This is a genomic window from uncultured Dysgonomonas sp., assembly GCF_900079725.1.
GTDB lineage: Bacteria > Bacteroidota > Bacteroidia > Bacteroidales > Dysgonomonadaceae > Dysgonomonas.
The window spans coordinates 2527127-2552077 of the sequence record NZ_LT599032.1 but is presented as its reverse complement, the minus strand read 5'-3'; the positions used below and the strand labels follow the sequence as shown (position 1 = coordinate 2552077).

General features: G+C 38.3%; 22 protein-coding genes and 2 tRNA genes. 23 read left to right on the top strand and 1 reads right to left on the bottom strand.

What is annotated here, in order from left to right; all coding sequences use genetic code 11:
• The first annotated feature begins 3 nt into the window (after positions 1-3).
• From mnmG to QZL88_RS10510, 14 genes are all read left to right on the top strand, one after another.
• Positions 4-1878: a tRNA uridine-5-carboxymethylaminomethyl(34) synthesis enzyme MnmG gene (mnmG, locus tag QZL88_RS10575; protein ID WP_296940965.1), complete on the top strand. Its 1875-nt coding sequence runs from the start codon at positions 4-6 to the stop codon at positions 1876-1878.
• An 88-nt stretch (positions 1879-1966) separates the two neighbouring features.
• Complete coding sequence (locus QZL88_RS10570) at positions 1967-2518, top strand: adenine phosphoribosyltransferase (protein WP_296940962.1); 552 nt, start codon at positions 1967-1969, stop codon at positions 2516-2518.
• A 2-nt stretch (positions 2519-2520) separates the two neighbouring features.
• Positions 2521-4320 (top strand): excinuclease ABC subunit UvrC, encoded by a 1800-nt coding sequence (uvrC, locus tag QZL88_RS10565; protein ID WP_296940958.1) that lies wholly within the window; start codon positions 2521-2523, stop codon positions 4318-4320.
• A 46-nt stretch (positions 4321-4366) separates the two neighbouring features.
• Positions 4367-5440, top strand: coding sequence for an acyltransferase family protein (locus QZL88_RS10560; RefSeq protein WP_296940956.1), 1074 nt, complete (start codon positions 4367-4369; stop codon positions 5438-5440).
• A gap of 86 nt (positions 5441-5526) precedes the next feature.
• The gene (locus QZL88_RS10555) at positions 5527-6021 is read left to right on the top strand and encodes a YcxB family protein (RefSeq protein ID WP_296940954.1); all 495 of its coding nucleotides are present in this window, start codon (positions 5527-5529) and stop codon (positions 6019-6021) included.
• A 261-nt stretch (positions 6022-6282) separates the two neighbouring features.
• Positions 6283-6873 carry a DUF308 domain-containing protein gene (locus QZL88_RS10550; RefSeq protein ID WP_296940951.1) on the top strand — a complete coding sequence of 197 codons (591 nt, stop codon included), beginning with the start codon at positions 6283-6285 and terminating at the stop codon, positions 6871-6873.
• A gap of 135 nt (positions 6874-7008) precedes the next feature.
• Entirely contained in the window at positions 7009-8088 is a 1080-nt protein-coding gene (locus QZL88_RS10545) for a glycosyltransferase (RefSeq protein WP_296940947.1), read from the top strand.
• On the top strand, positions 8088-8540 hold the full coding sequence (gene dtd / locus QZL88_RS10540) for a D-aminoacyl-tRNA deacylase (protein ID WP_296940944.1): 453 nt from the start codon (positions 8088-8090) through the stop codon (positions 8538-8540). Before QZL88_RS10545 ends, dtd begins: the two co-directional genes overlap by 1 nt.
• Entirely contained in the window at positions 8540-8866 is a 327-nt protein-coding gene (locus tag QZL88_RS10535; RefSeq protein ID WP_006800709.1) for a nucleotide pyrophosphohydrolase, read from the top strand. The genes dtd and QZL88_RS10535 overlap by 1 nt, the downstream gene beginning before the upstream one ends.
• 113 nt (positions 8867-8979) lie before the next feature.
• A complete protein-coding gene (deoC, locus tag QZL88_RS10530; protein WP_296940941.1) occupies positions 8980-9843 on the top strand; it encodes a deoxyribose-phosphate aldolase in 864 nt (287 codons plus the stop codon).
• A 13-nt stretch (positions 9844-9856) separates the two neighbouring features.
• On the top strand, positions 9857-10390 hold the full coding sequence (locus tag QZL88_RS10525) for a hypothetical protein (RefSeq protein ID WP_296940937.1): 534 nt from the start codon (positions 9857-9859) through the stop codon (positions 10388-10390).
• Positions 10391-10478: 88 nt separating this feature from the next.
• Positions 10479-10976, top strand: coding sequence for a 6,7-dimethyl-8-ribityllumazine synthase (gene ribH / locus QZL88_RS10520; protein ID WP_006800707.1), 498 nt, complete (start codon positions 10479-10481; stop codon positions 10974-10976).
• 36 nt (positions 10977-11012) lie between these two features.
• Positions 11013-11095, top strand: a tRNA-Tyr gene (locus tag QZL88_RS10515).
• A gap of 8 nt (positions 11096-11103) precedes the next feature.
• Positions 11104-11176 (top strand) — tRNA-Gly (locus QZL88_RS10510).
• 112 nt (positions 11177-11288) lie between these two features.
• On the opposite strand, the gene QZL88_RS10505 is transcribed toward QZL88_RS10510, so the two are convergent.
• Entirely contained in the window at positions 11289-13046 is a 1758-nt protein-coding gene (locus QZL88_RS10505; protein ID WP_296945047.1) for a von Willebrand factor type A domain-containing protein, read from the bottom strand.
• Between the two features lie 321 nt (positions 13047-13367).
• On the opposite strand from QZL88_RS10505, the gene QZL88_RS10500 reads away from it, so the two are divergent.
• From QZL88_RS10500 to QZL88_RS10460, 9 genes are all read left to right on the top strand, one after another.
• On the top strand, positions 13368-14612 hold the full coding sequence (locus QZL88_RS10500) for an HlyD family efflux transporter periplasmic adaptor subunit (RefSeq protein WP_296940933.1): 1245 nt from the start codon (positions 13368-13370) through the stop codon (positions 14610-14612).
• Between the two features lie 33 nt (positions 14613-14645).
• A complete protein-coding gene (locus tag QZL88_RS10495) occupies positions 14646-15314 on the top strand; it encodes an ABC transporter ATP-binding protein (RefSeq protein WP_006800703.1) in 669 nt (222 codons plus the stop codon).
• Positions 15315-15393: 79 nt separating this feature from the next.
• Positions 15394-16644 (top strand): ABC transporter permease, encoded by a 1251-nt coding sequence (locus QZL88_RS10490; protein WP_296940929.1) that lies wholly within the window; start codon positions 15394-15396, stop codon positions 16642-16644.
• A 2-nt stretch (positions 16645-16646) separates the two neighbouring features.
• Positions 16647-17906, top strand: a complete 1260-nt coding sequence (locus QZL88_RS10485; protein ID WP_296940926.1) for an ABC transporter permease — start codon at positions 16647-16649, stop codon at positions 17904-17906.
• 23 nt (positions 17907-17929) lie between these two features.
• The gene (locus QZL88_RS10480; RefSeq protein ID WP_296940923.1) at positions 17930-19186 is read left to right on the top strand and encodes an ABC transporter permease; all 1257 of its coding nucleotides are present in this window, start codon (positions 17930-17932) and stop codon (positions 19184-19186) included.
• A 2-nt stretch (positions 19187-19188) separates the two neighbouring features.
• The gene (locus QZL88_RS10475) at positions 19189-20460 is read left to right on the top strand and encodes an ABC transporter permease (protein ID WP_296940920.1); all 1272 of its coding nucleotides are present in this window, start codon (positions 19189-19191) and stop codon (positions 20458-20460) included.
• A 13-nt stretch (positions 20461-20473) separates the two neighbouring features.
• A complete protein-coding gene (locus QZL88_RS10470; RefSeq protein WP_296940917.1) occupies positions 20474-21721 on the top strand; it encodes an ABC transporter permease in 1248 nt (415 codons plus the stop codon).
• A gap of 4 nt (positions 21722-21725) precedes the next feature.
• Positions 21726-22997, top strand: a complete 1272-nt coding sequence (locus QZL88_RS10465) for an FtsX-like permease family protein (protein WP_296940913.1) — start codon at positions 21726-21728, stop codon at positions 22995-22997.
• A 12-nt stretch (positions 22998-23009) separates the two neighbouring features.
• Positions 23010-24494, top strand: coding sequence for a TolC family protein (locus tag QZL88_RS10460; RefSeq protein ID WP_296940911.1), 1485 nt, complete (start codon positions 23010-23012; stop codon positions 24492-24494).
• The last annotated feature ends 457 nt before the right edge of the window (positions 24495-24951 follow it).

Genomic DNA, 24951 nt, shown 5'->3' with positions numbered 1-24951 from the left:
AATATGAACTTCAAATATGACGTAATTGTTGTCGGGGCAGGCCATGCCGGTTGCGAAGCTGCAGCCGCTGCGGCCAACATGGGATCTAAAACCCTGCTGATAACAATGGACATGAACAAAATCGCCCAGATGAGTTGCAACCCCGCAGTAGGTGGCATCGCAAAAGGGCAAATAGTGCGGGAAATAGATGCCCTCGGGGGACAGATGGGAATTGTCACGGATACAACTGCTATCCAATTCCGCATGCTGAACAAATCGAAAGGTCCTGCCATGTGGAGTCCACGGGCACAAAGCGACCGTGCGCAATTCATACTTAAATGGAGAGGGATCATCGAAAACACCGATAACCTTTTTGTATGGCAAGACACAGTAACCTCGCTGATTATAGAAAACAAAACTGTAACAGGAGTGAAGACTGCAATGGGTGTAAATTTCTCGGCAAAATCGGTAGTTCTCACAAACGGCACATTTCTGAACGGACTAATGCATATAGGCAAAACGCAACTCGGAGGAGGACGTGTTTCTGAACCGGCATCATTCGGAATCACTGAACAATTGAGAGAATTCGGATTCACTACCGACAGGATGAAAACAGGTACTCCCGCCAGAATAGACGGAAGAAGCGTCGATTTCAGTTTAATGGAAGAACAAAAGGGCGATGATGATTTCCACAAGTTCTCATACCTCGACTTCGCACCCCGCACATTAAAACAACTTAGCTGTTGGATTACTTACACCAACGAAGATGTGCATTCCACTTTACGCGATAGATTGGATGATTCTCCACTTTACAACGGGCAGATAAAAAGTATAGGGCCACGCTATTGCCCAAGTATAGAAACAAAGGTTGTAACATTCGCGGAGAAAACTTCACACCAATTATTCTTGGAACCGGAAGGGGAAAACACACAGGAATACTATCTGAATGGATTTTCGTCCTCTCTCCCACTCCATACTCAGATCGAGGCCTTACAAAGAATTCCGGCATTCAGGAATATACATATTTACAGACCCGGCTATGCAATCGAATATGACTTTTTCGATCCCACACAACTAAAACATACATTGGAAACGAAGCTAATCAACAATCTGTTTTTCGCAGGACAGATAAATGGGACTACCGGATATGAAGAGGCAGGCGGTCAAGGGTTGATAGCGGGGATAAATGCCCATATAAAAACACAAGGAGGAAACGAATTCATCCTGAAAAGAGACGAGGCATACATCGGCGTATTAATCGATGATTTGGTAACCAAAGGTGTCGATGAACCATACCGTATGTTTACCTCGCGTGCGGAGTATAGAATATTGCTTCGTCAAGACGATGCAGACGCACGCCTTACCGAAAAAGGTTACAATATCGGCTTGGCAAAGAGAGAGAGGATCGATCTCCTGAATCATAAGAGAGAAGAGATGAAGCGAATTATCGATTTCACCGCCAACTACTCTTTGAAGCCAGAGTACATAAATGAAGGGTTGGAAAAACTGGGCACTAGCCCATTGAAGCATGGCTTGAAACTGAAAGATGTAATCACACGCCCGCAGGTATCTATAGACAGCATAGCAGAACTAGTTCCTGCTTTCAAAACAGAGCTGGATAAAATCCCAAACAGAAAAGAAGAAATCAAAGAGGCCTGCGAAATAATCATTAAGTATGACGGCTATATTAAGAGAGAGCAATTGATTGCTGATAAGATTTCACGTCTCGAAAACATCCAGATAAAAGGGAAATTTAATTACGAAGCTATACTCTCCCTTTCCACCGAAGCACGCCAAAAGCTAGCAAAAATAGGCCCTGAAACAATCGCTCAGGCAAGCCGAATTCCGGGAGTTTCACCAAACGACATATCAATATTATTGGTACTTTTGGGTAGATAAAACAAGATGTTCCACGTGGAACAAAGCAAAATTTTCAGTCAAAAAAAATAATGTTCCACGTGGAACATGTAAATATTTAACAATAAAAATGGAGCAATTCACAAAAGAGCAAAAGCTAACTTTCTTAAGGAATACAGTAAGAAACATCCCTGATTTTCCAATTCCCGGAATCCAGTTTAAAGATGTAACACCATTATTCAACACCAAAGAATCTCTATCTATATTAACAGATGTCCTTCTGGAAGAATATAAAGGGAAAGGTATCACGAAAGTAGTAGGGATAGAATCGAGGGGATTTATTATGGGCCCCATAATGGCACTTGAACTCGGAGCAGGATTTGTACCTATAAGAAAACCCGGGAAACTTCCGGCGGAAGTGTACGAAGAAGAGTATGCGAAAGAATATGGTGTGGATAAAATTCAGATTCATAAAGATTCATTATCTGAAGATGATGTTGTCCTTATACACGATGATCTGCTTGCGACAGGAGGAACCATGTTTGCCGCTTATAATTTGGTGAAAAGAATGGGAGTAAAAAACATCTATGTAAATTTCATTATAGAGCTGGAAGAACTAAAAGGAAGAACATTATTTCCAGAAGATGTAGATATAAAAGCTTTGATACAGTTTTCCATATAGAAATGAATGAATACCTCAAAAATATAATACAAAATATTCCGGAAAAACCCGGCTGTTATCAATATTTTGATGACAAGGGAATTATTATATATGTAGGTAAAGCAAAAAATCTAAAAAAAAGAGTTTCGCAGTACTTTACAAAAAATCATGATAGTCCAAAGACAAGGATACTTGTCAGCAAAATACGGGACATAAAATATATTATTGTAGATACGGAAGAAGACACTCTCCTACTCGAGAACAATCTGATAAAAGAATTTCAGCCGCGTTACAATGTAATGCTCAAGGATGACAAATCTTACCCGTCAATTGTTATCCGGAATGAATATTACCCAAGAGTAGAACTAACCAGAAAAATTTCGAAAGATGGCTCACAATACTTTGGACCTTATACAAATGTATTAAGCGTAAAAACTCTTTTGGAATTTGTTCATAAATTATATCCTATTCGTACCTGCTCGTTAAATTTGACCCCGGAAAAGATTGCAGAGGGAAAATATAAGGTTTGTCTGGAATATCATATAAAAAGATGCCTTGGCCCATGTGTAGGATTGCAGACGTCTGAAAATTATATTAAAAATGTAGAATCGATAAAAGAGATACTAAAAGGAAATACAAATATCGTAAGCGATGAGATCTATGCCAAAATGCTTGAACTTGCCGAGAATCAAGAATTTGAAGAAGCGAATAAATTGAAAGAAAAATATTTGCTTGTAGAAAACTTCAAAAATAAATCGACAGTTGTAAGCAACATAAATTATAATATAGATGTGTATAGTTACGATGAAGATGAAGGTGCTGCCTATATCAATTATCTGAACGTACATAACGGAGCAATAATACAAGCCTATACGTTCGAATATCGTAAGCGGTTGGAAGAAGAGAAGGAAGAACTTCTCGGTCTGGGTATTATAGAAGTAAGAGAACGGTTCGGCTCGAAGGCTAAAGAAATTGTTGTCCCATTTTATCCCGACCTTGCACTTGAAGGGGTAGAATTCATGATTCCGCAGCGTGGAGATAAGAAAAAATTGTTGCTTCTTTCGACACAAAACGTAAGACAGTACAAAATAGACAAATTAAAAAAAGCAGAAAGCCTTAACCCTGAACAGCGTAGTGTAAGAATACTGAAAGAAATACAGAAAGACCTAAACCTCAAAGAGTTACCTACACATATAGAGTGTTTCGATAACTCAAATATACAGGGAACGAATCCGGTGTCAGCTTGCGTCGTCTTCAAAATGGGAAAACCATCGAAAAGAGACTACCGCCACTTTAATGTAAAAACAGTTGAAGGCCCCGATGATTTCTCTACCATGCGCGAAGTCGTTTATCGTCGCTATCGCAGATTGCTGGAAGAGGAAATTCCCCTACCCCAACTCATTGTAATAGATGGAGGTAAAGGACAATTAAGTGCTGCATGTGAATCTCTTAAAGCATTAGGGATATATGGAAAGGTTGCAATAGTAGGTATTGCCAAACGTTTGGAAGAGATTTACTATCCTGAAGATTCAATACCTCTCTATCTTGATAAAAATTCAGAATCGCTCAAAGTACTTCAACATCTTAGAGATGAAGCTCATAGATTTGGTATTACCTTCCACCGAAATCAACGGAGCAAAAGTCAGGTGAAATCAGAGCTAGACAATATAAAAGGTATCGGAGACGAAACTAAAAGACTACTTCTCAGAGAGTTTCGGAGCGTAAAAAGAATAAAACTGGCAGAAGACAGAGAACTTGAAAAAATTATAGGAAAGTTCAAGACTGCATTGATAAGAAAGTATTTCGAAGAAAAAAACAATTAAATATTTTTATCTTTGCCAGTAGGCCACTACCAATACTACCCGAATTATGATAGAGAATAAACATAAGGATAGAATCTTGTTTGCAGATGTACTAAGAGTATTCACAATATTCGCTATTATAGTATTTCATATAACGACTAATCGCTGGTTTACGTCATTTCAGGAAAACCCTGCCGAATGGCACACAATAAATATATTTGTAGCCTGCCTAAGATGGTGTGTCCCTGTATTCTTTATGCTAAGTGGGATGATATTTCTCGATCCCACCTATCATACAACAATTAAAAAGCTGTATACCAAAACAATACCCCGTATATTATGTGCTCTTATATTCTGGAGCGTGGCTTATCGCCTACTTTCGCCTTTGGTAGCTTCTTTTCTGGATATAAAACCCATTTCAGGTGACGATTTCCACCGTATCTATGAAGAAATATTCCTGGGTACTCCATGGCACCATCTATGGTTCATGTATCCGTTGCTGGCAATGTATATACTCACTCCCCTACTCCGTATTTTCACGGCAAATGCAAAAAAAGAACATTATATCTACTTCCTAATCCTCTACTTTATATTCGGCTCTGTAATCCCTACAATAGATGCTCGTTTTCAGGTACATGTCAGCTTCAATATAAGCGAGTTATTTTCATATACAGGATATTTTATCGCAGGATACTTTTTCTACAAATTCGATCTGACAAAAAAAGAAAAAATTGTATTATACACTTTGGGAATTGCATCATTAATAGGAACATATGCTGTCTCTACCATTGTCGGGGTGGCTAACGGAGGCCCGGCCACTCAATTTTTCGACAGAACGGGCCCCAATACCATGCTATCGGCATTCTTTATATTCGTCTTTGTAAAAGACATAATCAACAATAGCCCTAAATTGCTAAAATATACGAACAATAAGTATATAACTACCCTTGCAAACTGTGGACTAGGCATATATCTTGTACATGATTTTTTCAATATAATACTCAATATTCTGAATATAAACACAGGAACTTTCCCTGCCATCCTATCCGTACCTGTACTTTCCATCCTCGTATATATAGCATCTCTTGGAGTTGTTCTCATAATCAAGAAGATACCTGTACTTAACAAATGGATTATCTGAATTGATAATTTAAGAAGGTATAAAAATCTCATTTTGTCCCAAAAAAGTTTAAATAATTTATATCCCAATACTATATTTGTATAAATATGGAAAACAACATGGATAAAATTATTGTAACAACACAATTAAGTCTAAACGAGTATTTAAAAGTGAACTATTATCTACTCTTCAAAAAATGGAGTATGTGGCTCCTTTCTTTTGTAGGCCTATTATCTATTTTCTTCTATATATTAGGATATGCAGATATCTCTGCTCTCTATTTTGGTGTTATTTTTATAATCTTTTTTCCTGCCTTGACATATTTTTTATTTAGAAGGAACTATTTTAATGATTCCAGGATTAAAGAAACCATTACTTATACTTTCGATAATGAGATTGTAGAATCTAAAGGAGAGTCATTTAATTCTAACTTTACGTGGGATAAAGTATATATGATTGCAGAAACCAAGAGTTGGATATTATTATATCCTAGCAGATATATCGCATATGTAATTCCGAAAAGTAAAATATCAAAGGAAGACTTGAATATTCTAAAATCAATAATAGAGAGTCATAAAAAGATAAAGAATAAGCTAAAGTAGCAGAGACGCAAACAAATAATATTACAATATACTCATATGTAAGTATTTATGTATATTTATCTTGTAGCCAGAGAGGATACATTTGATATATCCATCAATCTGATGACTCCATTTTTGAGATCAGAGAACATAATTCATTCATTTGAATATATTACCATTCGAATCTTCATTTAGAACTCTTTGGATATGTTAATTGTTTATCTTAAAACTGGGTTTTTTAAGAAAACATTCAGTATAAAAACAATCTAAACTTACAGAATTATGAAAAATGATTTATTCTATTCAGCGAAACAAGCAGTAAAATTTTGGTGGGTTTCAATATTAGTAGGAGTACTCGCGGTAGCTCTTGGTATATGGTCTTTGATTACACCGTTAACCACATTAGTGGCGCTCACTCTGGTCTTTGCCATCACATTCTTTGTCAGTGGTATCTTCGAAATCGCCTTTGCGCTATCCAACAAAAAAGTACTCAAGGGATGGGGATGGACTCTTATTAGCGGTATTATAGACCTTATTTTCGGGCTTATCCTTGTCGCCATGCCTGTAGAAGTTATTGCATTGGTATTAACTTATTTCGTCGGATTCTGGGTTATGTTCCAATCTATATGGGCAATAGGCTCGGCAGCCGAACTGCAACGCAATGGCGTAAAAGGATGGGGATGGTTGATGACATTAGCTGTACTCGGAGTTATTATGTCGTTTATCTTTATTATGAGCCCTGCATTTACTACCGGTTTCATCATAGCCTTAGTCAGCATTTCATTTATTTCCTACGGTTTCTTCCGCATATATTTAGGATTTAAACTGAAATCTTTGCATAAAGAAATGGATGAACTAGAAAAAAGGGATTAAGTCATTATAAAACTTCCAACTATAAAAGAGGCTGTCCAAAAAGTAAAACTGGCAGCCTTTTTCGTATTTTCGAAGTAATATTTTAAAAGTCTTTATTAGCTTTGTGAAACTAAAAAAGCGACTATACTCGTATAAATGAAAAAGTTGAAAATTCTATATATAAATAACTATTCTTGCGATGAATCGGCATACAATCAGGTCAAGAACAAGCGCTATCCAAGCAACCATCTCTGGGGAGTCTGCGAATTGAGAGAAAAGGGACATCATGTTGAATTCATAGATATGAACCACCCACAAATAAAAGGAAAAAAGAATATAATAAAGAAATTAATATACAAAGTTCAAAAAAAGATATATTTTGGAAAAATATTCCGGAAATATAAAAATTACGACGTAGTCTACTCCTCACAAACAGACCTGAGTCAAACATATTTTTTCGCCAAAAGCAAAAAGAAGGGATTATGCAACCCTATCATGATAGCAGTATTACATCATCCCGGGGCCTATATCCCCTATTCCGAATCTTATGATAAAATGATTTTTATAAGTAAGCCTGTCTTAGATATGAGGCCCGATTTTAGACCAATAGCCGAATATGCCTTTTGGGGTCCGGATCTTAACTTCTATAATTACTGGAAAAATAAAAATGTAAGTAACCGACACATAGAAAGCCCCAATGAACTTATATTTGTATCAAACGGTAAAACAAGAAGAGACAATAATGCCTTCTTATCAGCTGCTTCTGAGCTAGATGCAAATGTCATTATCGTTTGCGACAGTACATGTACACCTGAACAAAAATATTTTAGCAACGATAAATTTGAAATAATAACATCATCCCAAATTGGGGATACCATATCCAATGTAGATAATATCAGCCTGTTATCCAAAACAGATATAATGGTAATTCCGATAAACATAGAAAGTGACGTCCTTTGCGGATTAACCAGCTTTGTAGATGCTCTGGCAATGGGAATGCCCATCATAATGTCCGATAATACATTAATGGGAATAGATATAGAATCTGAAGGTTTTGGCTTTATATACAAAACCGGAGACTATAAGGATTTGAAGAAAAAGATGATGATGTTCTACGATGATCCCGGCCTCGTCAAAAAAATGGGAGAAAAAGCTCTCAACTTTGGTAAAAAACATTCCTTTAGTAATTTTGTAGCTAAACTAGAAGAAGTAATTAACAGCAGCCAACCAAACTAATGAGAGTACTAATCCAACGTGTTACAAAAGCATCTGTAACAATAGAAAACAGCACAAAATCTCAGATAGGAAAAGGACTCCTTATCTTACTCGGGATAGAAGACAACGACAACAAAGAGGATATAGAATGGCTCTGTAATAAAATAACAAACCTTCGTATCTTTAATGACAAAGACGGTGTGATGAATCTCTCTGCATTGGATACAAAAGCTGATATACTGGTGGTCTCGCAATTCACGCTGCATGCATCGACTAAGAAAGGTAATCGCCCGTCTTACATCCGTGCATCAAAACCGGATATAGCAATTCCGCTTTATGAGGCGTTTTGCAAGACTCTAAGTGAAAAGCTGAATAAAGATATAGGAACAGGCGAATTTGGGGCAGATATGCAGGTAGAACTCATAAATGACGGGCCTGTAACGATATGGATAGACTCTAAAGTAAAAGAATAATGACAATAGAAGAAGCTCAACTGGAGGTTGATAACTGGATAAAAACAATTGGAGTACGCTATTTCAGCGAACTCACAAATATGACCATCCTCACTGAAGAGGTCGGTGAACTGGCACGTATTATGGCGCGCACATATGGCGATCAGTCATTCAAAAAATCTGATCTCGACAAAAATCTGGGAGACGAAATGGCCGATGTACTTTGGGTACTTATATGTTTAGCAAACCAGACAGGGATAAACCTGACAGAGGCTTTTCAAAAAAATCTGGAAAAGAAAACAAACAGGGATAAAGACAGGCATAAGAATAATGAAAAATTGAAATAAGATCGTAGAGTTATCTATTGCTTTGGTAAGTAAAACAAATTATTTACACTGAAAGAGTGAAGAAACATCCGATTTTGTAAATCTTGAAATATGAAATTTTTAAATATAACAATATGGCAGAAATAAATAAATATACTGATACACTAAAGAAGTATAAAACAGACCTCAAAGATGCTGATATAGCTGAAAAAGTAGAGGAAATAATAAACAAGAAATTCGCTCAGAATAACAATAAAGAGGTATATAAAAGACTATACTCGTGCATAGACCTTACCTCGCTAAACGCAACAGATACACGTGAAGACATCTGGAAGTTTACCGAAAAGGTGAATGAACAGGATGGAGCATCCGATGTAGCCAATGTAGCAGCTATCTGTGTATATCCTAATTTCATCGAGACTGTAAAGGAAGCTCTTACCGCCGATGTAAAAATCGCTTCTGTTGCCGGAGGATTTCCTTCGTCACAGACATTTACAGAAGTGAAAATAGCCGAAACAGCACTCGCGGTAGCCAGTGGCGCAGACGAAATTGATATCGTTCTCAATCTGGGCTTTTTCTTAGATGAAAACTATGAGGAACTGAGCGAGGAAATAGATGAAATAAAACACGCCTGCCGTGAAGCAAAATTAAAGGTCATACTGGAAACAGGGGCGCTGAAATCTGCCAGAAACATAATGAAAGCATCCCTCCTGGCCCTATATTCGGGAGCTGACTTTATCAAAACATCCACAGGCAAAGGTTACGAAGGAGCCACTTTGGAAGCCGCATATGTAATGTGTACAGCCATCAGGGAATACACGGCGAAAACAGGCCGGAAAGCCGGTTTTAAAGCATCGGGAGGAATTTCTACTACCCAAGATGCTGTCAAGTATTACACGATTGTAAAAGAGGTCTTAGGCGAAGAATATTTGAATAATGAGTATTTCCGTATAGGGGCAAGCCGTTTGGCCGATAATTTATTGGAAGATATCAAATAATCATATTATCCAAGTGAGTAAATCGGGAGGAAAGGGCAAGAAGTATTATACCTTAAAAACGGATGATTCCATTTATCTGGAAATCAGACGAAGAGAAAGGAATAATGCATCTATCAATTTCCTCTTGATCCTCACCATAATAGGGTATGCATTACCTGTAATTGTCTTTTGCATATTCGTAGCAGACGGAGACCCACCTGCATTCGGGTTCTTATTTTCACTGCTTATTTTCTGGGGGATATCCACATTCTTTCTGAGATTATATCTTTGGAATAAACATGGAAAAGAAATATTCATTATAACGAAAAATTCCCTTACACACTACTTCGACTATAAGCTATTTAAAGATAACAGGAAAGATATCCGCTATATCAATTTAAATATCTTATATGCATCTGATAGCCAACAGGAAGGTGATGACCCGGACAGGGAAGAGAGTCTGATTATCTTCGAGATTGACAATAATGAGCAGCTGATATCAAAAGACAGTATCCCGATGAAAGAAATAATAAAAATACATAGAACTGTAAATGAAATATTTAGATAAAAAAGATAATATTTAATCACCTTACAGTTTGCATTATATCATCAACATTGAATATCTTTATCAATAAATTAAAACAAACAGAATAATTATGGCAACAGCATATCACAACTTATCATCTTATAATCCCGAAACAGTTCCTAACGGCGAAGATATGAAAATAGGAATCGTGGTTTCGGAATGGAACGAAACGGTAACCACTCCCCTACTCCAGGGTGCTTTCAATACACTGATAAAGCATGGAGTAAAAAAAGAAAATATCCTGATTGATTTTGTTCCGGGAAGCTTCGAACTGATATTCGGCTCGAAACATATGGTAGAAAATAAAGGAATAGATGCAGTAATCGCATTGGGCTGTGTAGTCAGAGGAGATACTCCGCATTTCGACTATGTTTGCAGCGGTGTAACGCAGGGCATTGCCGATATGAATATCCGTTACGATATACCGTTCATATTCGGACTGTTAACTACCGACAACATGCAGCAAGCTGAAGAACGTGCCGGTGGTCGTCATGGCAACAAAGGGGATGAATGCGCCATTACAGCACTAAAAATGATAGATTTTTATCGTAGAAATTTGGAGGAATAAATAAATATATTACCTTTGCATTCGCTAAAGATAAAAGGGCAGTTACCAAAGTGGCCAACTGGGGCTGACTGTAACTCAGCTGACTTACGTCTTCGGAGGTTCGAATCCTTCACTGCCCACATACTTTGCGGAAGTAGCTCAGTTGATAGAGCATTAGCCTTCCAAGCTGAGGGTCGCGGGTTTGAGCCCCGTCTTCCGCTCTGATGAAGAGACACTTACAGAAATGTGGGTGTCTTTTTTTGATATAAAATATAAATAAGAAAGAGAGTCACCATTACGATAACTATCTTTATATAAGCTAATTAAAGAATATCACTCTCCGGTTAGCGACTGTACCAATCGAACAAACTCTCTTCGATACCCATCCTCATCTTTTCCATAACCCGATCTGGCCCGTGAAATAACCTTATATAGGTCACTTGAACCATGTTGTTTATCATCACGAAGCATAATACCGAACATAGCCACCGCAGAGCCGAATTTGAAGTCTTCAGAAACATTATCCAGACCATCATCTATCACAGGCACAGACATTAGCTTGCTCTCCTCACTCTCGGGGTGTTTGTACCTTAATTTAACTGTCAGCAGCTCATCCGAACCTGTAGGAGACATTGTCTGATATTTAAGCGGATCTACAGACGTATCTTCTCCCTTACTCTTCTTATCCTTCTTCTCTTTGGCAGGTATTACCTCGTAGAAAGCTGTCACAGTATGTCCCATACCCATATCTCCGGCATCTTTCTGGTCGTTGTTAAAGTCTTCTTTCTCCAACAGACGGGTTTCATAACCTATCAGCCTATAGGAATCAACTTTCAGGGGATTAAACTCTATCTGTAACTTGACATCTTTAGCCACAGTAAACATAGTCCCTCCAAACTCCGAAACTAAAACTTTATTTGCTTCCTGCATATTATCTATATAAGCATGATTGCCATTCCCAGCCTGAGCAAGTACCTGCATTTTATCATCCTTATAGTTTCCCATTCCATAACCGAGTATAGATAAGAATACACCCGATTTACGTTCATTCTCGATCAGCTTCTCCAATCCGTCGTTACTAGATACACCTACATTAAAATCCCCGTCTGTGCAAAGGATTATACGGTTATTTCCTCCTTCTATAAGGTTCTCTTTCGCAATTTTGTAAGCAAGTACTATTCCTTCGCCACCTGCTGTAGAACCACCTGCTGTCAAGCCGTTGAGAGACTCCAATATCTTAGACTTCTCACTACCTGGAGTAGAAGGCAATACCTGTCCTGCTGCGCCCGCATATACCACTATGGCAACACGGTCGATAGGGCGAAGGTTATTTACCAGAAGCTTCATAGATGATTTTACCAGATCGAGCTTGCCATCCCAATCCATCGAACCCGAAACATCAATCAGGAATACAAAATTGGTTGCAGGCAGGTTATCCGTATCTATCTCACGGGCTTTCAAACCTATTTTTACCAAACGGTGCTTACCATCCCATGGACATTTTCCTACCTCTATCCCGAATGCTACAGGGTCATCCCCTTCAGGCTTGGGATAATCATATTTAAAGTAATTTACCAACTCTTCTACACGGATGGCATCTGCAGGAGGCACTTCACCCTTATTTATGAAACGACGCATATTACTATACGAAGCCTTATCCACATCTATGGAGAAAGTAGAAAGAGGCTCAGTAGAAACCCTGACAAACTTATTATCAGTAAATGCCCTGTAACTTTCGGTATTATCAAAATAGACAGGAGGTGCAGGTTCGCTATAGGAATATGAAGAATAGCTATCCGAAGATAATACCCCATAACCTACTACTACCATCTCATCAAGCGATTTACTGTCTTCTTTTAGCACTACATCATGTTTTGATCCGGTTACCTTAATTGTTTGTGATATAAATCCCAGATAACTGAATTGAAGCTGATCTCCTATATTAGCTTCGATGGTATATTCTCCATTAACATCTGTTACCGTGCCCTTTGTAGTACCTTTCACCATCACCGATACACCTATCAGCTCATCTCCATTATCTTCTCGCACTGTACCTGTTACAGTAATGGCATGTATAGTATAAGAGAACATGAAAAAACAGCTGGTTAAAAACAGGATAATGTGTCGTTTTGTTTGTAGTCCCATAGCATAAATAATTAGATTAATGACTAAGTAGTTTATAAGATAGATTGCGTTTTGATATAAATTCCATAAATATAATGAGGAAAGTTAAATATAAAGCATCCAATAAAAGAAAATAGCAATAAAACATGCTGGCCCGAATATTACTTTCCGTACACAACTGTCCGAAAACGGACAATCTGAATATCATCAAAACATTGAAAATAAACATATTGACCTATTGGCATATTCATTGATGAATAAAATACGGAATACTAAATAATTTCAAAAATGGACAGGGAAATACCACTCAGTATACAGCGAAAAGAAAAACGGAAATTAATACTCCGGTATGGAATCATTGCACTGGCAATAATAATTGTTATTATTTTCTTAATGAATATACTGGAAAGCACACTCTCCTATAAAAGTATAACGATAGGTACAGTGGATAAAGGTACAATAGAAGTAACAGTAAATGCATCCGGTAAAGTGATTCCTCTGACCGAAGAAATTATCGTTTCCCCCATCAACAGCCGGATACTCGAAGTATATAAAAATGCAGGGGATTCAGTACTCGCCGGTGAACCAATTCTCAAACTGGAACTGGCTTCCGTAGAAACGGACTATAACCAAAAGCTGGACGAGAAAGAGATGAAGGCCAGCAAGCTAATTCAATCGAAGATTACCCTCGAAAACAAAATATCGGAACTGCAAATGCAGATGCAGGTGAAAGACATGAACCTGAAACAGATGCAGACCGAACTCAAAAATGAACAATACCTAGACAGTATAGGAGCAAGCACAACAGATAAAGTGCGTCAGGCAGCATTGAACTATGAAGTAGCCAAACTCGAGCTTCAACAGCTGAAACAACAAATAGAAAATCAGAAGAAAAATGCTTCTGCAGAAACAAAAGTACAGGAACTGGAAATAAGCATTTTTGAAAAATCGCTGGCCGAAAGTGCACGTCTGCTAAAGGATGCCCGGATACTGTCGCCGCAAAAGGCAACCCTGACTTATGTAAACAATCAGATTGGTTCGCAGGTATCAGCAGGCACGCAAATAGCAATTATATCCGATTTAAGCCACTTTAAGGTAGAAGCCGATATAGCAGATAGCTACGCCGAAAAATTAAGCACAGGAGCAAAAGCAATCATCAAAATCGGACAATTGCAACTGGAAGGGACCGTAGTCAACATTACGCCATCCGTAAAAAACGGGGTTATCCAATTCATAGTTATGCTGAAAGATGCAGGGAATTCACGCCTGCGAAGCGGACTGAAAACCGACGTATTTGTATCGCATGGCATTCAGGAAGATGCCTTGCGCATACCAAATGCATCCTACTATATCGGTGCAGGAGAATATGAGCTATGGGTAGTAAAAGACGGGCAGGCGGAAATTCGTAAAGTGAAACTGGGAGAGAGCAGCTTCGAATATGTAGAAGTGATCAATGGATTAAATCAGGGAGAACAGGTAATTGTCTCTGATATGAGCCAATATAAGGGTAAGAAATCAATAAAGATAAAATAAACAAGAAATCAATAACCTATAATTCATAAAATTATGTCAATCATCAACTTACAAGGTATAACAAAGATCTACCGTACAAAAGAGGTCGAGACAGTAGCATTGGAAAATGTAAATCTGGAAGTGCAAAAAGGAGATTTCCTTTCTGTAATGGGGCCTTCTGGATGTGGAAAAAGTACAATGCTGAACATCATGGGACTGCTCGATGTACCCAGCGAGGGTAAAGTGCTTATAGGCAATACCGAAACTCATAATATGAAAGATAAAGAGATGGCGGAGTTCCGGAATAAAACTCTGGGTTTTGTATTTCAAAGTTTCCATCTGATAAACTCGCTTAATGTTCTCGACAATGTGGAACTCCCCCTTCTTTATCGCAAATCGGGAGATAGCAGCCGACGCGAAATGGCTAAAAAAGTATTGGAGAAAGTCGGTCTATCGCACCGTATGAAACACTTCCCGTCGCAACTATCGGGCGGACAATGTCAACGTGTTGCTATCGCCCGTGCTATTATCGGCGACCCGCAGATCATACTTGCCGATGAGCCTACCGGAAATCTGGACAGCAAGATGGGTGCTGAAATCATGGACCTGTTATTTGAACTGAACAACGAAGGCACAACCATAGTGATGGTAACGCATGATGAACATATCGCCAAAACCACAAAACGGATTATCCGCTTCTTTGATGGCAGAAGAGTTGAATAGACCTTTATCCGGCAACAGAAATACAGGTAATAACAAATTCGTATTAATATGATTATCCGACAATTGAAAACCACATATCATGTATAAAATCTATTTCAAACAAGCCATTGCAATGCTGAAACAGAACAAGTTTATCAGTATAATAACTATTGCGGGAACTGCATTGGCTATTATGATGATTATGGTTCTCATAGTCAGCGAATCTATCAAAAATATAAGTGTTGCACCCGAAATCAACCGCGACAGAACAATGTATATCCGCGGCGAAATAAAAGAACAGAAAAAGAACAAAGGAAGGCAAAGCAATGGTAATATCAGTTACCAGGTATACAAAGATTATCTATCGGAAATGAAGTCTCCTGAATTGATAAGCATACAAGCTGATGCATGGAACAAAAGTCAAGTCACAACATCTGAAGACCTGATGGAACGAATGCCTTTTGAGTTGAAATCGACGGATGCAAATTTTTGGAAAATCATGTCTTTTTCCTTTACCCAGGGTAGCTCATTCAGTGAAGAGGATTTTAAATCCGGTCTGAAAAAGGCCGTTGTAACAGAAAAAACCGCAAAAGCACTTTACGGGAATCAAGATGCTTTAGGAAAAACCATTCACATCGATTTTAAACCGTACACCATAGTGGGAATAGTGAAAGATGTATCACAAATATTCCAATATGCCTCTACAGACATCTATATCCCATATACATCGCGCTCTGCATACGAACAGGGATCTTTTCAGATTTTATTTTTGGCAAAAAGCAAAAAAGACTTTGACTCCATTGTAGAAGAAGTACGTGCAGCCGAACGGAAATACAATGCTACAGACGAAGAATGGAGCCTTACACTTTTAGGTCCGTATAGCCACGCAGTACATAAAATGACTAACTCACTCAAAGATCCGGACATCAAGGGAAATATAAGGAAAATTGTGTTTGTTTTAGCCATCTTATTAATCATACCGGCCATAAACCTATCCAGCTTTAGCCTTTCGCGAATAAAAAGGCGGACAGAAGAAATAGGAATAAGAAAAGCATTCGGAGCAAAAAAATATGTCATATTGATGCAGGTACTATACGAAAACCTCATTACATCTCTTATAGGGGGCATCATAGGACTTATCTTCTCTTTTGCTGTGGTAATGTGGCTGAAGAAATGGCTGCTGGATATAGGAGAAGATAGTTCTATCCCAGTGGAAACGTTAGTATCGTTTCCGGTATTCCTTGCTGTATTTCTCGTATGCCTGATCCTGAACCTTCTCTCGGCTGGTATTCCGGCTTACAGAGCCTCTAAGGTCAATATAGTAGATTCTCTTAACCGAAATAACTTATAACGATGATAAAGCACATTTTAAAACTGATTTGGACAGAACGTAAGGTAAATGCATGGATATTACTGGAACTGATTCTCGTGTTTTGCATATTGTGGTTTTGTACCGATTATTTATACTTTATGACAAAGCGATATCTTGAACCCCGGGGATTCGATATAGAGCATACATACCGGATAGGAATAGATCTGAAAGGAGAAGGACGCGAAATATGGGCCTCATCGGATGAAGAAAAGAAAAATGAGATGAGGGACGATATATGGACTATTTATGATCGCATAAAAAGCTATCCGGCAATAGAGTATCTAAGTTATTCCAGTTCTGCCTATCCCTATTCCGGTTCGTGGTCGAATGGAGATATGATGATAGATTCGGTAAGTGTGTATTTTCAATTTAAAACGATAACTCCCGAATTTTTCAATGTATTCAAAATAGATGTCCTTTCGGGCACTCCCTTCAGTTGGGATAACGTAATTGTAGGCAGGCCTATCATAATAAGCCCCGGACGGGACGGACTGATAGCAAATAAACTTCCACAAGAAGTAAAATGTACAAACCCCGGAGGAGAACACGAAGAGACTGTTATAGGAACAGCTGCTAAAACCAAAAGAAATGAATATGAGAATTATAGTGCCGTCCTCTACAGACCTATGAAAAAGGACCACCATTATGTAGCAGAATACAGGGAAGTGTGTGTGAGAGTAAAACCGGAAGCCGATAAGAATTTCGAAGAGAAATTTACTAAAGATATGCGAAACCAACTGGAAGTAGGACACTATTACCTCTCGTCAGTAATACCGATAGAAGAAGACAGGGAGCAATATATGAGTTGGAATGGATATGATAATAATTTCAAGAGTATTTATTCCATTACCGCTTTTCTTATTGTAAATATATTCCTCGGCATAATAGGTACATTCTGGTTTCGCATACAATCGCGCAGAAGTGAGATAGGATTGCGTATCGCTTTAGGAGCATCGAAATCGAATGTAAAAAATATGTTTGTATTGGAAACCGTCTTACTGCTTTTTTTGGCAAGTATCGTAGCAACTATAATCTGCGTGAATGTATCGGTAACAGATGTGATCAGAGACATCAATGTACCTATACCTAACAGGGAAGGAGAAAGCGCAGGCATTTTGCAATATTTTATAAACTATGGATTAACATTCCTCTTCCTTGCTCTGATAGCAGTTGTTGCCGTATGGTATCCTGCAAAAAAAGCATCGGATATACAGCCAACAGAAGCACTGAGGGATGAGTAAAAAACAATATAAAGATAGAAGCCGTGTATAAAACCTACTTCAAACAAGCTATAGAAATACTCAAACTAAATAAGTTTGTGAGTATTATAACCATTACAGGCACAGCGCTCGCTATTATGATGATAATGGTGATCGTAGTAACCGATTCCATAAAGAATATTAGTATCGCTCCCGAAATCAACAGAGACAGGACGATGTATATAAAACATTTCACCAAATACGGTAAAGAAAAGAAAGACCGTATGTGGAGCGGTAATCTCCCATATGACGTCTATAAGAATTACCTGTCGGAGGTAAAAAGTCCGGAATATACTGCCATCATAGATAATACATGGAGTGGAGACCAGTATATGGTGAAGGAAGACAACAATAACCAGCGCTTTCTGGCCAAAACAAAACTGACAAATGCCGACTTCTGGAAAGTGCTTTCTTTCTCGTTCGTCGAAGGTAGACCATTCAGTCAGGAAGAATTTAACTCGGGTATAAGAAATGCTGTAATTACAGAAAGCATGGCGACAAAAGTATTCGGTAATACAAATCCAATAGGGAAAAATATAGAAATAGACTTTAAAGAATATAAAGTTATAGGTATTATACAAGATGTATCACAGGCCTTCACCTACGCATATGGCGAAATTTATATTCCTTATACATCTAAAAGCGGATATGAAAGCAGGCAGGTTCTTATACTTTTTCTGATGAAAGACAAGGCAGATTTTGATTTGCTAAGGGAAGAGTTCAGGGCCGCCGAACGTAAATTCAACGCTGTGGACAATGAATGGGATCTGACTCTGAGAGGGCCATACGACCATAAGCAAATGCAACTGGCCCGGTATTCGAATGAAGATCCGGAGGACGGAAAAGCAACACGAAAAATGGTTTTTATCATATTGATTCTCTTGCTTATACCTGCCGTCAACCTTTCGAGTTTCAGTATGTCGCGTATAAAAAGACGCACCGAAGAGATCGGTATCCGAAAGGCGTTCGGTGCAAAGAAGTATGTGATACTTATTCAGGTAATATATGAAAATCTGATTACTTCTTTCATTGGTGGTATTATCGGCCTGATTCTTTCCTATCTGGTAGTAATATGGCTCAAACAATGGTTGCTCGATATTGGTACCGACAGTAGTATACCAATAGGTGCTTTAGTCTCATTACCTGTATTCCTCGGGGTATTCGCAGCATGTTTCTTTCTCAACCTTTTATCGGCCGGCCTACCTGCATACCGTGCTTCCACAATGAAAATAGTAGATTCTCTTAATCAAAAAAATGCATAAATATGATACTTCATACTCTAAAAATAATCTGGACAGAAAGAAAGGTGAATATATGGATATTGATCGAGCTTATTCTGGTCTTTTGTATCATGTGGTTTTGTGTCGATTACATTTATTTTCTAGCCAAGAAATATATGGAACCGGAGGGATTCGATATAGAACAAGTCTATGCTATAAATCTGGGGATAAAAGATGAAGGGCAGTCAGCGATTGATTCGGATGACGAAGAAAAAAAGGCTGAATTATTTGAAAATATATGGACTATTTTCGACCGCATAAAAGCATATCCCGAAATAGAGAATGCCTGTATATCCTCTGCTGCAGTACCTCATTCAGGTTCATGGATGAGCCGGGAATTCTTTATAGATACGGTAATAGATTATCCTCAGAAAAAAACTGTTACTCCGGAATTTTTCGATGTATTCGGAATCAATATGGAAAAAGGAAAGAGTTTTTCAGGAAACAATATGAATGAAGCAGTAATTTCCGGAAATATGGATGACATACTCCTAAAAAAAAGCGTATTTCAAATAGATACAATAAATTATGGAGATCATAACAGCCAGGATTATTTACGTTTGAAGGTAACAGGGGTTGCCAATAAATCGAAGAGAAGCCAGTTCGATGCATATAACACGATGGTATATATACCTCTGAAAAGAGATGAAGGCGATCTGCTTTATACACCTTCCATAGAAATCAGTGTCCGCGTAAAACCAGGAACAGCGAAGGGCTTTGAAGAAAGATTCTCTAAAAACATGCAGGAACAGATTGGTGTAGGACCCTACTTCCTGTCATCGGTACAATCTTTCAGAGATATACGCAGCGATTATATAAAATGGAATGGTTGGGATAATAACCTGAAAAGCATCTATTCTATCAGTGCATTTCTGCTTATTAATATATTCCTCGCTGTTGTAGGTACATTCTGGTTCCGTATACAATCCCGCAGGAGCGAGATAGGATTGCGTATTGCGCTGGGTGCATCTCACAATAGGGTGAAGAGATTGTTTATGACCGAAACGTTGATTCTACTGTTTCTGGCAAGTATTATAGCCACAGTTATTTGCATAAATGTCACGTTAGTAGACGTATTAAAAGATATAGGAGTACCATCTATCAACAGGGAATGGAATCCTATACACATATCGCAATATTTCATCAATTACGGGCTTACATTTATCATACTGGCCGTAATAGCTATTGCTGCCGTATGGTATCCAGCAAGGAGGGCATCGAAAATACAGCCGGCAATAGCACTGAGAGATGAATAAAAAATAAAGGATTATGTATAAAATATATTTCAAACAGGCGATAAAGATACTGAAGCAGAATAAGTTTATCAGCATTATCACTATTACAGGTACTGCACTTGCTATCATGATGATTATGGCCGTGGTAGTTACAGAAGCAATAAAACATGTAAGTGTTGCTCCCGAAGTCAACCGGAATAGAACAATGTATATAAAAAACTCAGTGAAGAACGGTAAAAATACAGAATGGATGCAGAGCGACAACGTCTCGTATGAATTGTACAAAAATTATTTATCCGACCTCCAAAGTCCTGAATATATATCAGCCATAAATGTTTCTGACACTGAATTCATGGTAAACTCAAGGCAAAGCGAAGGACAGATACTTACAAAAGTACAGCAGGTCGATGCCGCATACTGGCGAATAATGTCATTTAACTTTACAGCCGGAAAACCGTTCACTCAGGAAGAATTTGCTTCAGGGATACAAAATGCCATAATAACAGAAAATCTTGCAAAAAAGCTATTCGGCAATAATGAAGCCTTAGGACAGGAAATAGAAATAGACTTTAAATCCTATAAGATTACAGGTATCGTAAAAAATGTATCACAGGCTTTCAAATTTGCATACGGAGAAGCCTATATTCCATACACTACGAAGAAAGGCTATGAACATCGCCTATATTTCGTCCTGTTTCTGATGAAAGACAAAAGTGATATGCCTAAAGCCGAAGAGGAAGTCAGGGCTGCCGAACGTAAGTATAATGCAGCCGATGCAGAATGGAATCTTACTTTCTTAGGCCCATATAATCACAGATTACAAATACTGAACAAATGGTCTAATGAAGGACCTGATGTAGAAAAAACTAATAAAAAAATGATATTTATATTCAGTATGTTATTACTGATACCGGCTGTCAACTTATCCAGTTTCAGCATGTCGCGCGTAAACAGACGTACCGAAGAAATTGGTGTAAGAAAAGCTTTTGGGGCAAAGAAATATATAATTCTCATCCAGATATTATATGAGAATTTCATTACATCGCTTATCGGCGGCATCATCGGGTTGTTACTTTCGTATATAACAGTAACAGCACTTAAAGAGTGGCTGTTGGATATAGGCACTGACAGTACAATCCCCATAAATGCTCTTATTTCCATACCTGTGTTTTTAGGAGTGTTCATTGCATGCTTCCTGCTCAATTTACTTTCTGCAGGCCTGCCTGCGTACCGGGCATCTAAAAAAAACATAGTTGATTCCATTAACAAGAAAAATACATAAGAATATGGTTAAGCATATCTTTAAAATAATATTTAATGAGCGGAAAATAAATATCTGGATACTTATCGAACTTATATTGGTTTTTTGTATCCTGTGGTTTTGTACCGATTATATAACGTTTCTTTTTCAACGGAATATGGAGCATACGGGATTTGACACAAAACACGTCTACCGTATCAACATAAGAGAGAAAGAAAAAGAAGAACAAACAGAAGATAATGATAATACGGCTGAGACAGAGACTTATAATATATGGTCTATAGTAGACCGCATAAAACAATATCCCGAAATAGAACATGTAAGCCTGTCTATAGCATCTATACCATACTCCCAGTCTTATTCGGGTGGAGGTGTTTTTATAGATACGGTAGACCAAAATGCGAGAGCAAAATTCGTAACACCTGAATATTTTGATGTATTCAAAATAAAGATAGAACACGGAAATGCTTACAACTGGGATAATATAGTAGGCGAAAATATAGTTGTTATCAGTGCCGATGAAAGCAATACCTTCCTGAAAAGGCCGGCTAATAAGGTGGAAAAATTCACTATGGGAAGAATCGGCGATACCGTAGACCCCGACAGGACACACAAAGTGGTAGGAGTAGCTTCGAGATCGAAATGGAGCGAGTATGCCGAGTATGAAGCAATAATATACTCCCCTTTGAAAAAAGATGACAAAAGGCTTGGCACAGGCGAACTCTGTGTACGGGTGAAACCGGAAGCCGACAAAGATTTTGCAAAACGGTTTACCAAAGCTATGCAAAGCCAGCTTGCACTGGGGCACTACTATTTATCATCGGTACAATCGATGACCGATATAAGGGATGAATATATGAAAGGATGGGAATACGACAGCAACCTCAAAAGCATATATTCTATCACAGCTTTTCTGATTGTAAATATATTTCTGGGTGTTGTGGGCACTTTCTGGTTCAGAGTGCAGGCGCGGCGCAGCGAAATAGGATTAAGGCTGGCACTGGGCTCTACCCGAAGAAATATAAGATGGTTATTCCCTCTGGAAACTATCCTTTTAATAGTTATAGCCAGCATTATAGCTGTTGCTATATGTATAAATATCTCGTTGGTAGATATACTGAAAGATATGGAAATACCTACTCCCAATAGGGGCGATACTTCTGCCGAACCAGTACAATACATTATAAATTATAGTATCACATTCTTTTTTCTATGCATAATTGCTATCGCTGCAGTGTGGTATCCGGCAAAAAGAGCATCGGATATACAACCTGCCGAAGCATTGAAAGATGAATAAAAATATACGATTATGAAAAGAACTCTTTCTACCATAGCAATTTCTCTTTGGTTATCTGCCGGGCTGACTGCACAGGACACTATCGCCATCAGCCTGACGGATGCCATTAACCGCAGTGTATCCAATTCGGTAGATGCAGTGGTGGCACGCAACCAGTACAAGTCCAGTTACTGGGGCTACCGTACCTATAAAGCCGAGTTGTTGCCCGAAGTAACCCTCAACTCTACCCTACCCTATTATTCAAAGTCGTACAACCAGTTCCAAAATACAGACGGAACATACACCTATGTAAGCAATGATTACAGCCGGATAGACGGAGGACTAGCTATATCGCAGAATATTCCTCTTACGGGAGGTATTCTGTCTGTAGAAAGCAGTTTTGAGCGCTTACAGCAATATGGGGAAGGAGGCTCTACACGCTATATGGGCATACCAGCATCCATTACATTAGAGCAACCTATTTTCGGGTTCAACCGTGTAAAGTGGCTCCAACGCATAGAGCCTGTGAAATATAAGGAAGCACAGCAAAAGCTTATAGGAGATATGGAGGAAGTTTCCAATACGGCTATACAGTACTATTTCAACCTGCTTCTAGGACAGATAAATATGGAAATAGCACAGCAAAACCTAAAAAATTCGGAGAAGCTGTATACGATAGCCGAAGCCAAACGAAAAATAGGACAGATTTCAGAAAACGATTTGTTACAGCTAAAAGTATCGCTACTGAAAGCCGAATCGTACCTCACCGATGCTCAGGCTTCACTCAATGCACGTATGTTTCAACTGCGTTCTTTCCTTAATTATGGAGAAGATATTATATTGGAACCTATAATACCCGAATCGCTGGCGAATCAATTGCCCGTACTATCATATGCACAGGTAATAGCTTTGGCCCGGGAAAACAATTCATTTACCCAGAATGTACAGAAAAGGATGCTCGAAGCTAACCGCGACGTAAGTCAGGCAAAGGCCGACCGCTGGAATGCAAAACTGTTTGTATCCTTTGGTATGTCGGGTCAGGAAGATACATTCTCCCGTGCATTCAACAGTAACAACTGGCGCAGCAACCAGATAGTCAATGTAGGCATAAAAATACCTATCCTCGACTGGGGGAAGGGAAAAGGAAAGGTAAAGATTGCCGAAGCGGAACGCGATGTGGAAAACTCGCGGATAGAAAAAGAGCAAATGGACTTTAATCAGAATGTATTTCTGCGGGTACAGAATTTCAACAGCCAGTCGAAACAACTCGAACTGGCCAAAGAGACCGACAAAATAGCCCAACAGCGTTACAATACGTCTATCGAAGCATTTGTATTGGGAAAAATAGATGTATTGAACCTGAACGATTCACAATCGTCGAAGGACGAAGCACGCAGGAATTATATAGAGCAGATGTATCAACTATGGTCTTACTATTATCAGATAAGAAGTCTTACCCTGTATGACTTCATCAGTGACAGAGAGATTTCGGTTGACTATGAAAGTGCAACAAAATAAATAAGGTTTATCTATACAGTAAGCCGTTAGCTTATAGCTCTTTGAAAAAATCAATTAGTTAGCAAATTTGAGAATTAGCATATTAGCAAATAAATGAAAATGTGTAACCTTTGTTACCTTTTGAGGAATCATGTAGCGCCAATCCCTTGTGGTTGCCCTCAGGCTCGTGCAGACTTCGAATCTGTTGCTCTATTGAGCAATACACAGACTACAAGTTCGCGCCAGCGGGTTTATCTATAGTCATATGTATCGTTCTTTGATAATTTAATAATGAAAAAGTAACAGTAGAATAATAGACAAGATCCTGTTACTTTTGTTACTTTTTGAGATAGCAAGAAACAGTTGACCGAAAAATGTGTTACTTTTTTAGTTGAAAATGATCTGATGTAAGAAAACCAAAAAGTAACAACCATTCAAAATGTGTAAAAGGTGTTACTTTTGTTACTTTTTTCGATTC

Coding starts and splice junctions, on each gene's coding strand:
- ribH (WP_006800707.1), top strand. CDS start 10,479: ATGGCAACAGCATATCACAACTTATCATCTTATAATCCCGAAACAGTT.
- QZL88_RS10460 (WP_296940911.1), top strand. CDS start 23,010: ATGAAAAGAACTCTTTCTACCATAGCAATTTCTCTTTGGTTATCTGCC.
- QZL88_RS10505 (WP_296945047.1), bottom strand. CDS start 13,046: ATGTTCTCTTATACTATACATGCCATTACTGTAACAGGTACAGTGCGA.
- QZL88_RS10555 (WP_296940954.1), top strand. CDS start 5,527: ATGGAAAACAACATGGATAAAATTATTGTAACAACACAATTAAGTCTA.
- QZL88_RS10500 (WP_296940933.1), top strand. CDS start 13,368: ATGGACAGGGAAATACCACTCAGTATACAGCGAAAAGAAAAACGGAAA.
- QZL88_RS10485 (WP_296940926.1), top strand. CDS start 16,647: ATGATAAAGCACATTTTAAAACTGATTTGGACAGAACGTAAGGTAAAT.
- QZL88_RS10535 (WP_006800709.1), top strand. CDS start 8,540: ATGACAATAGAAGAAGCTCAACTGGAGGTTGATAACTGGATAAAAACA.
- QZL88_RS10475 (WP_296940920.1), top strand. CDS start 19,189: ATGATACTTCATACTCTAAAAATAATCTGGACAGAAAGAAAGGTGAAT.
- QZL88_RS10490 (WP_296940929.1), top strand. CDS start 15,394: ATGTATAAAATCTATTTCAAACAAGCCATTGCAATGCTGAAACAGAAC.
- QZL88_RS10550 (WP_296940951.1), top strand. CDS start 6,283: ATGAAAAATGATTTATTCTATTCAGCGAAACAAGCAGTAAAATTTTGG.
- QZL88_RS10545 (WP_296940947.1), top strand. CDS start 7,009: ATGAAAAAGTTGAAAATTCTATATATAAATAACTATTCTTGCGATGAA.
- uvrC (WP_296940958.1), top strand. CDS start 2,521: ATGAATGAATACCTCAAAAATATAATACAAAATATTCCGGAAAAACCC.
- QZL88_RS10470 (WP_296940917.1), top strand. CDS start 20,474: ATGTATAAAATATATTTCAAACAGGCGATAAAGATACTGAAGCAGAAT.
- deoC (WP_296940941.1), top strand. CDS start 8,980: ATGGCAGAAATAAATAAATATACTGATACACTAAAGAAGTATAAAACA.
- QZL88_RS10465 (WP_296940913.1), top strand. CDS start 21,726: ATGGTTAAGCATATCTTTAAAATAATATTTAATGAGCGGAAAATAAAT.
- QZL88_RS10560 (WP_296940956.1), top strand. CDS start 4,367: ATGATAGAGAATAAACATAAGGATAGAATCTTGTTTGCAGATGTACTA.
- QZL88_RS10495 (WP_006800703.1), top strand. CDS start 14,646: ATGTCAATCATCAACTTACAAGGTATAACAAAGATCTACCGTACAAAA.
- QZL88_RS10570 (WP_296940962.1), top strand. CDS start 1,967: ATGGAGCAATTCACAAAAGAGCAAAAGCTAACTTTCTTAAGGAATACA.
- mnmG (WP_296940965.1), top strand. CDS start 4: ATGAACTTCAAATATGACGTAATTGTTGTCGGGGCAGGCCATGCCGGT.
- dtd (WP_296940944.1), top strand. CDS start 8,088: ATGAGAGTACTAATCCAACGTGTTACAAAAGCATCTGTAACAATAGAA.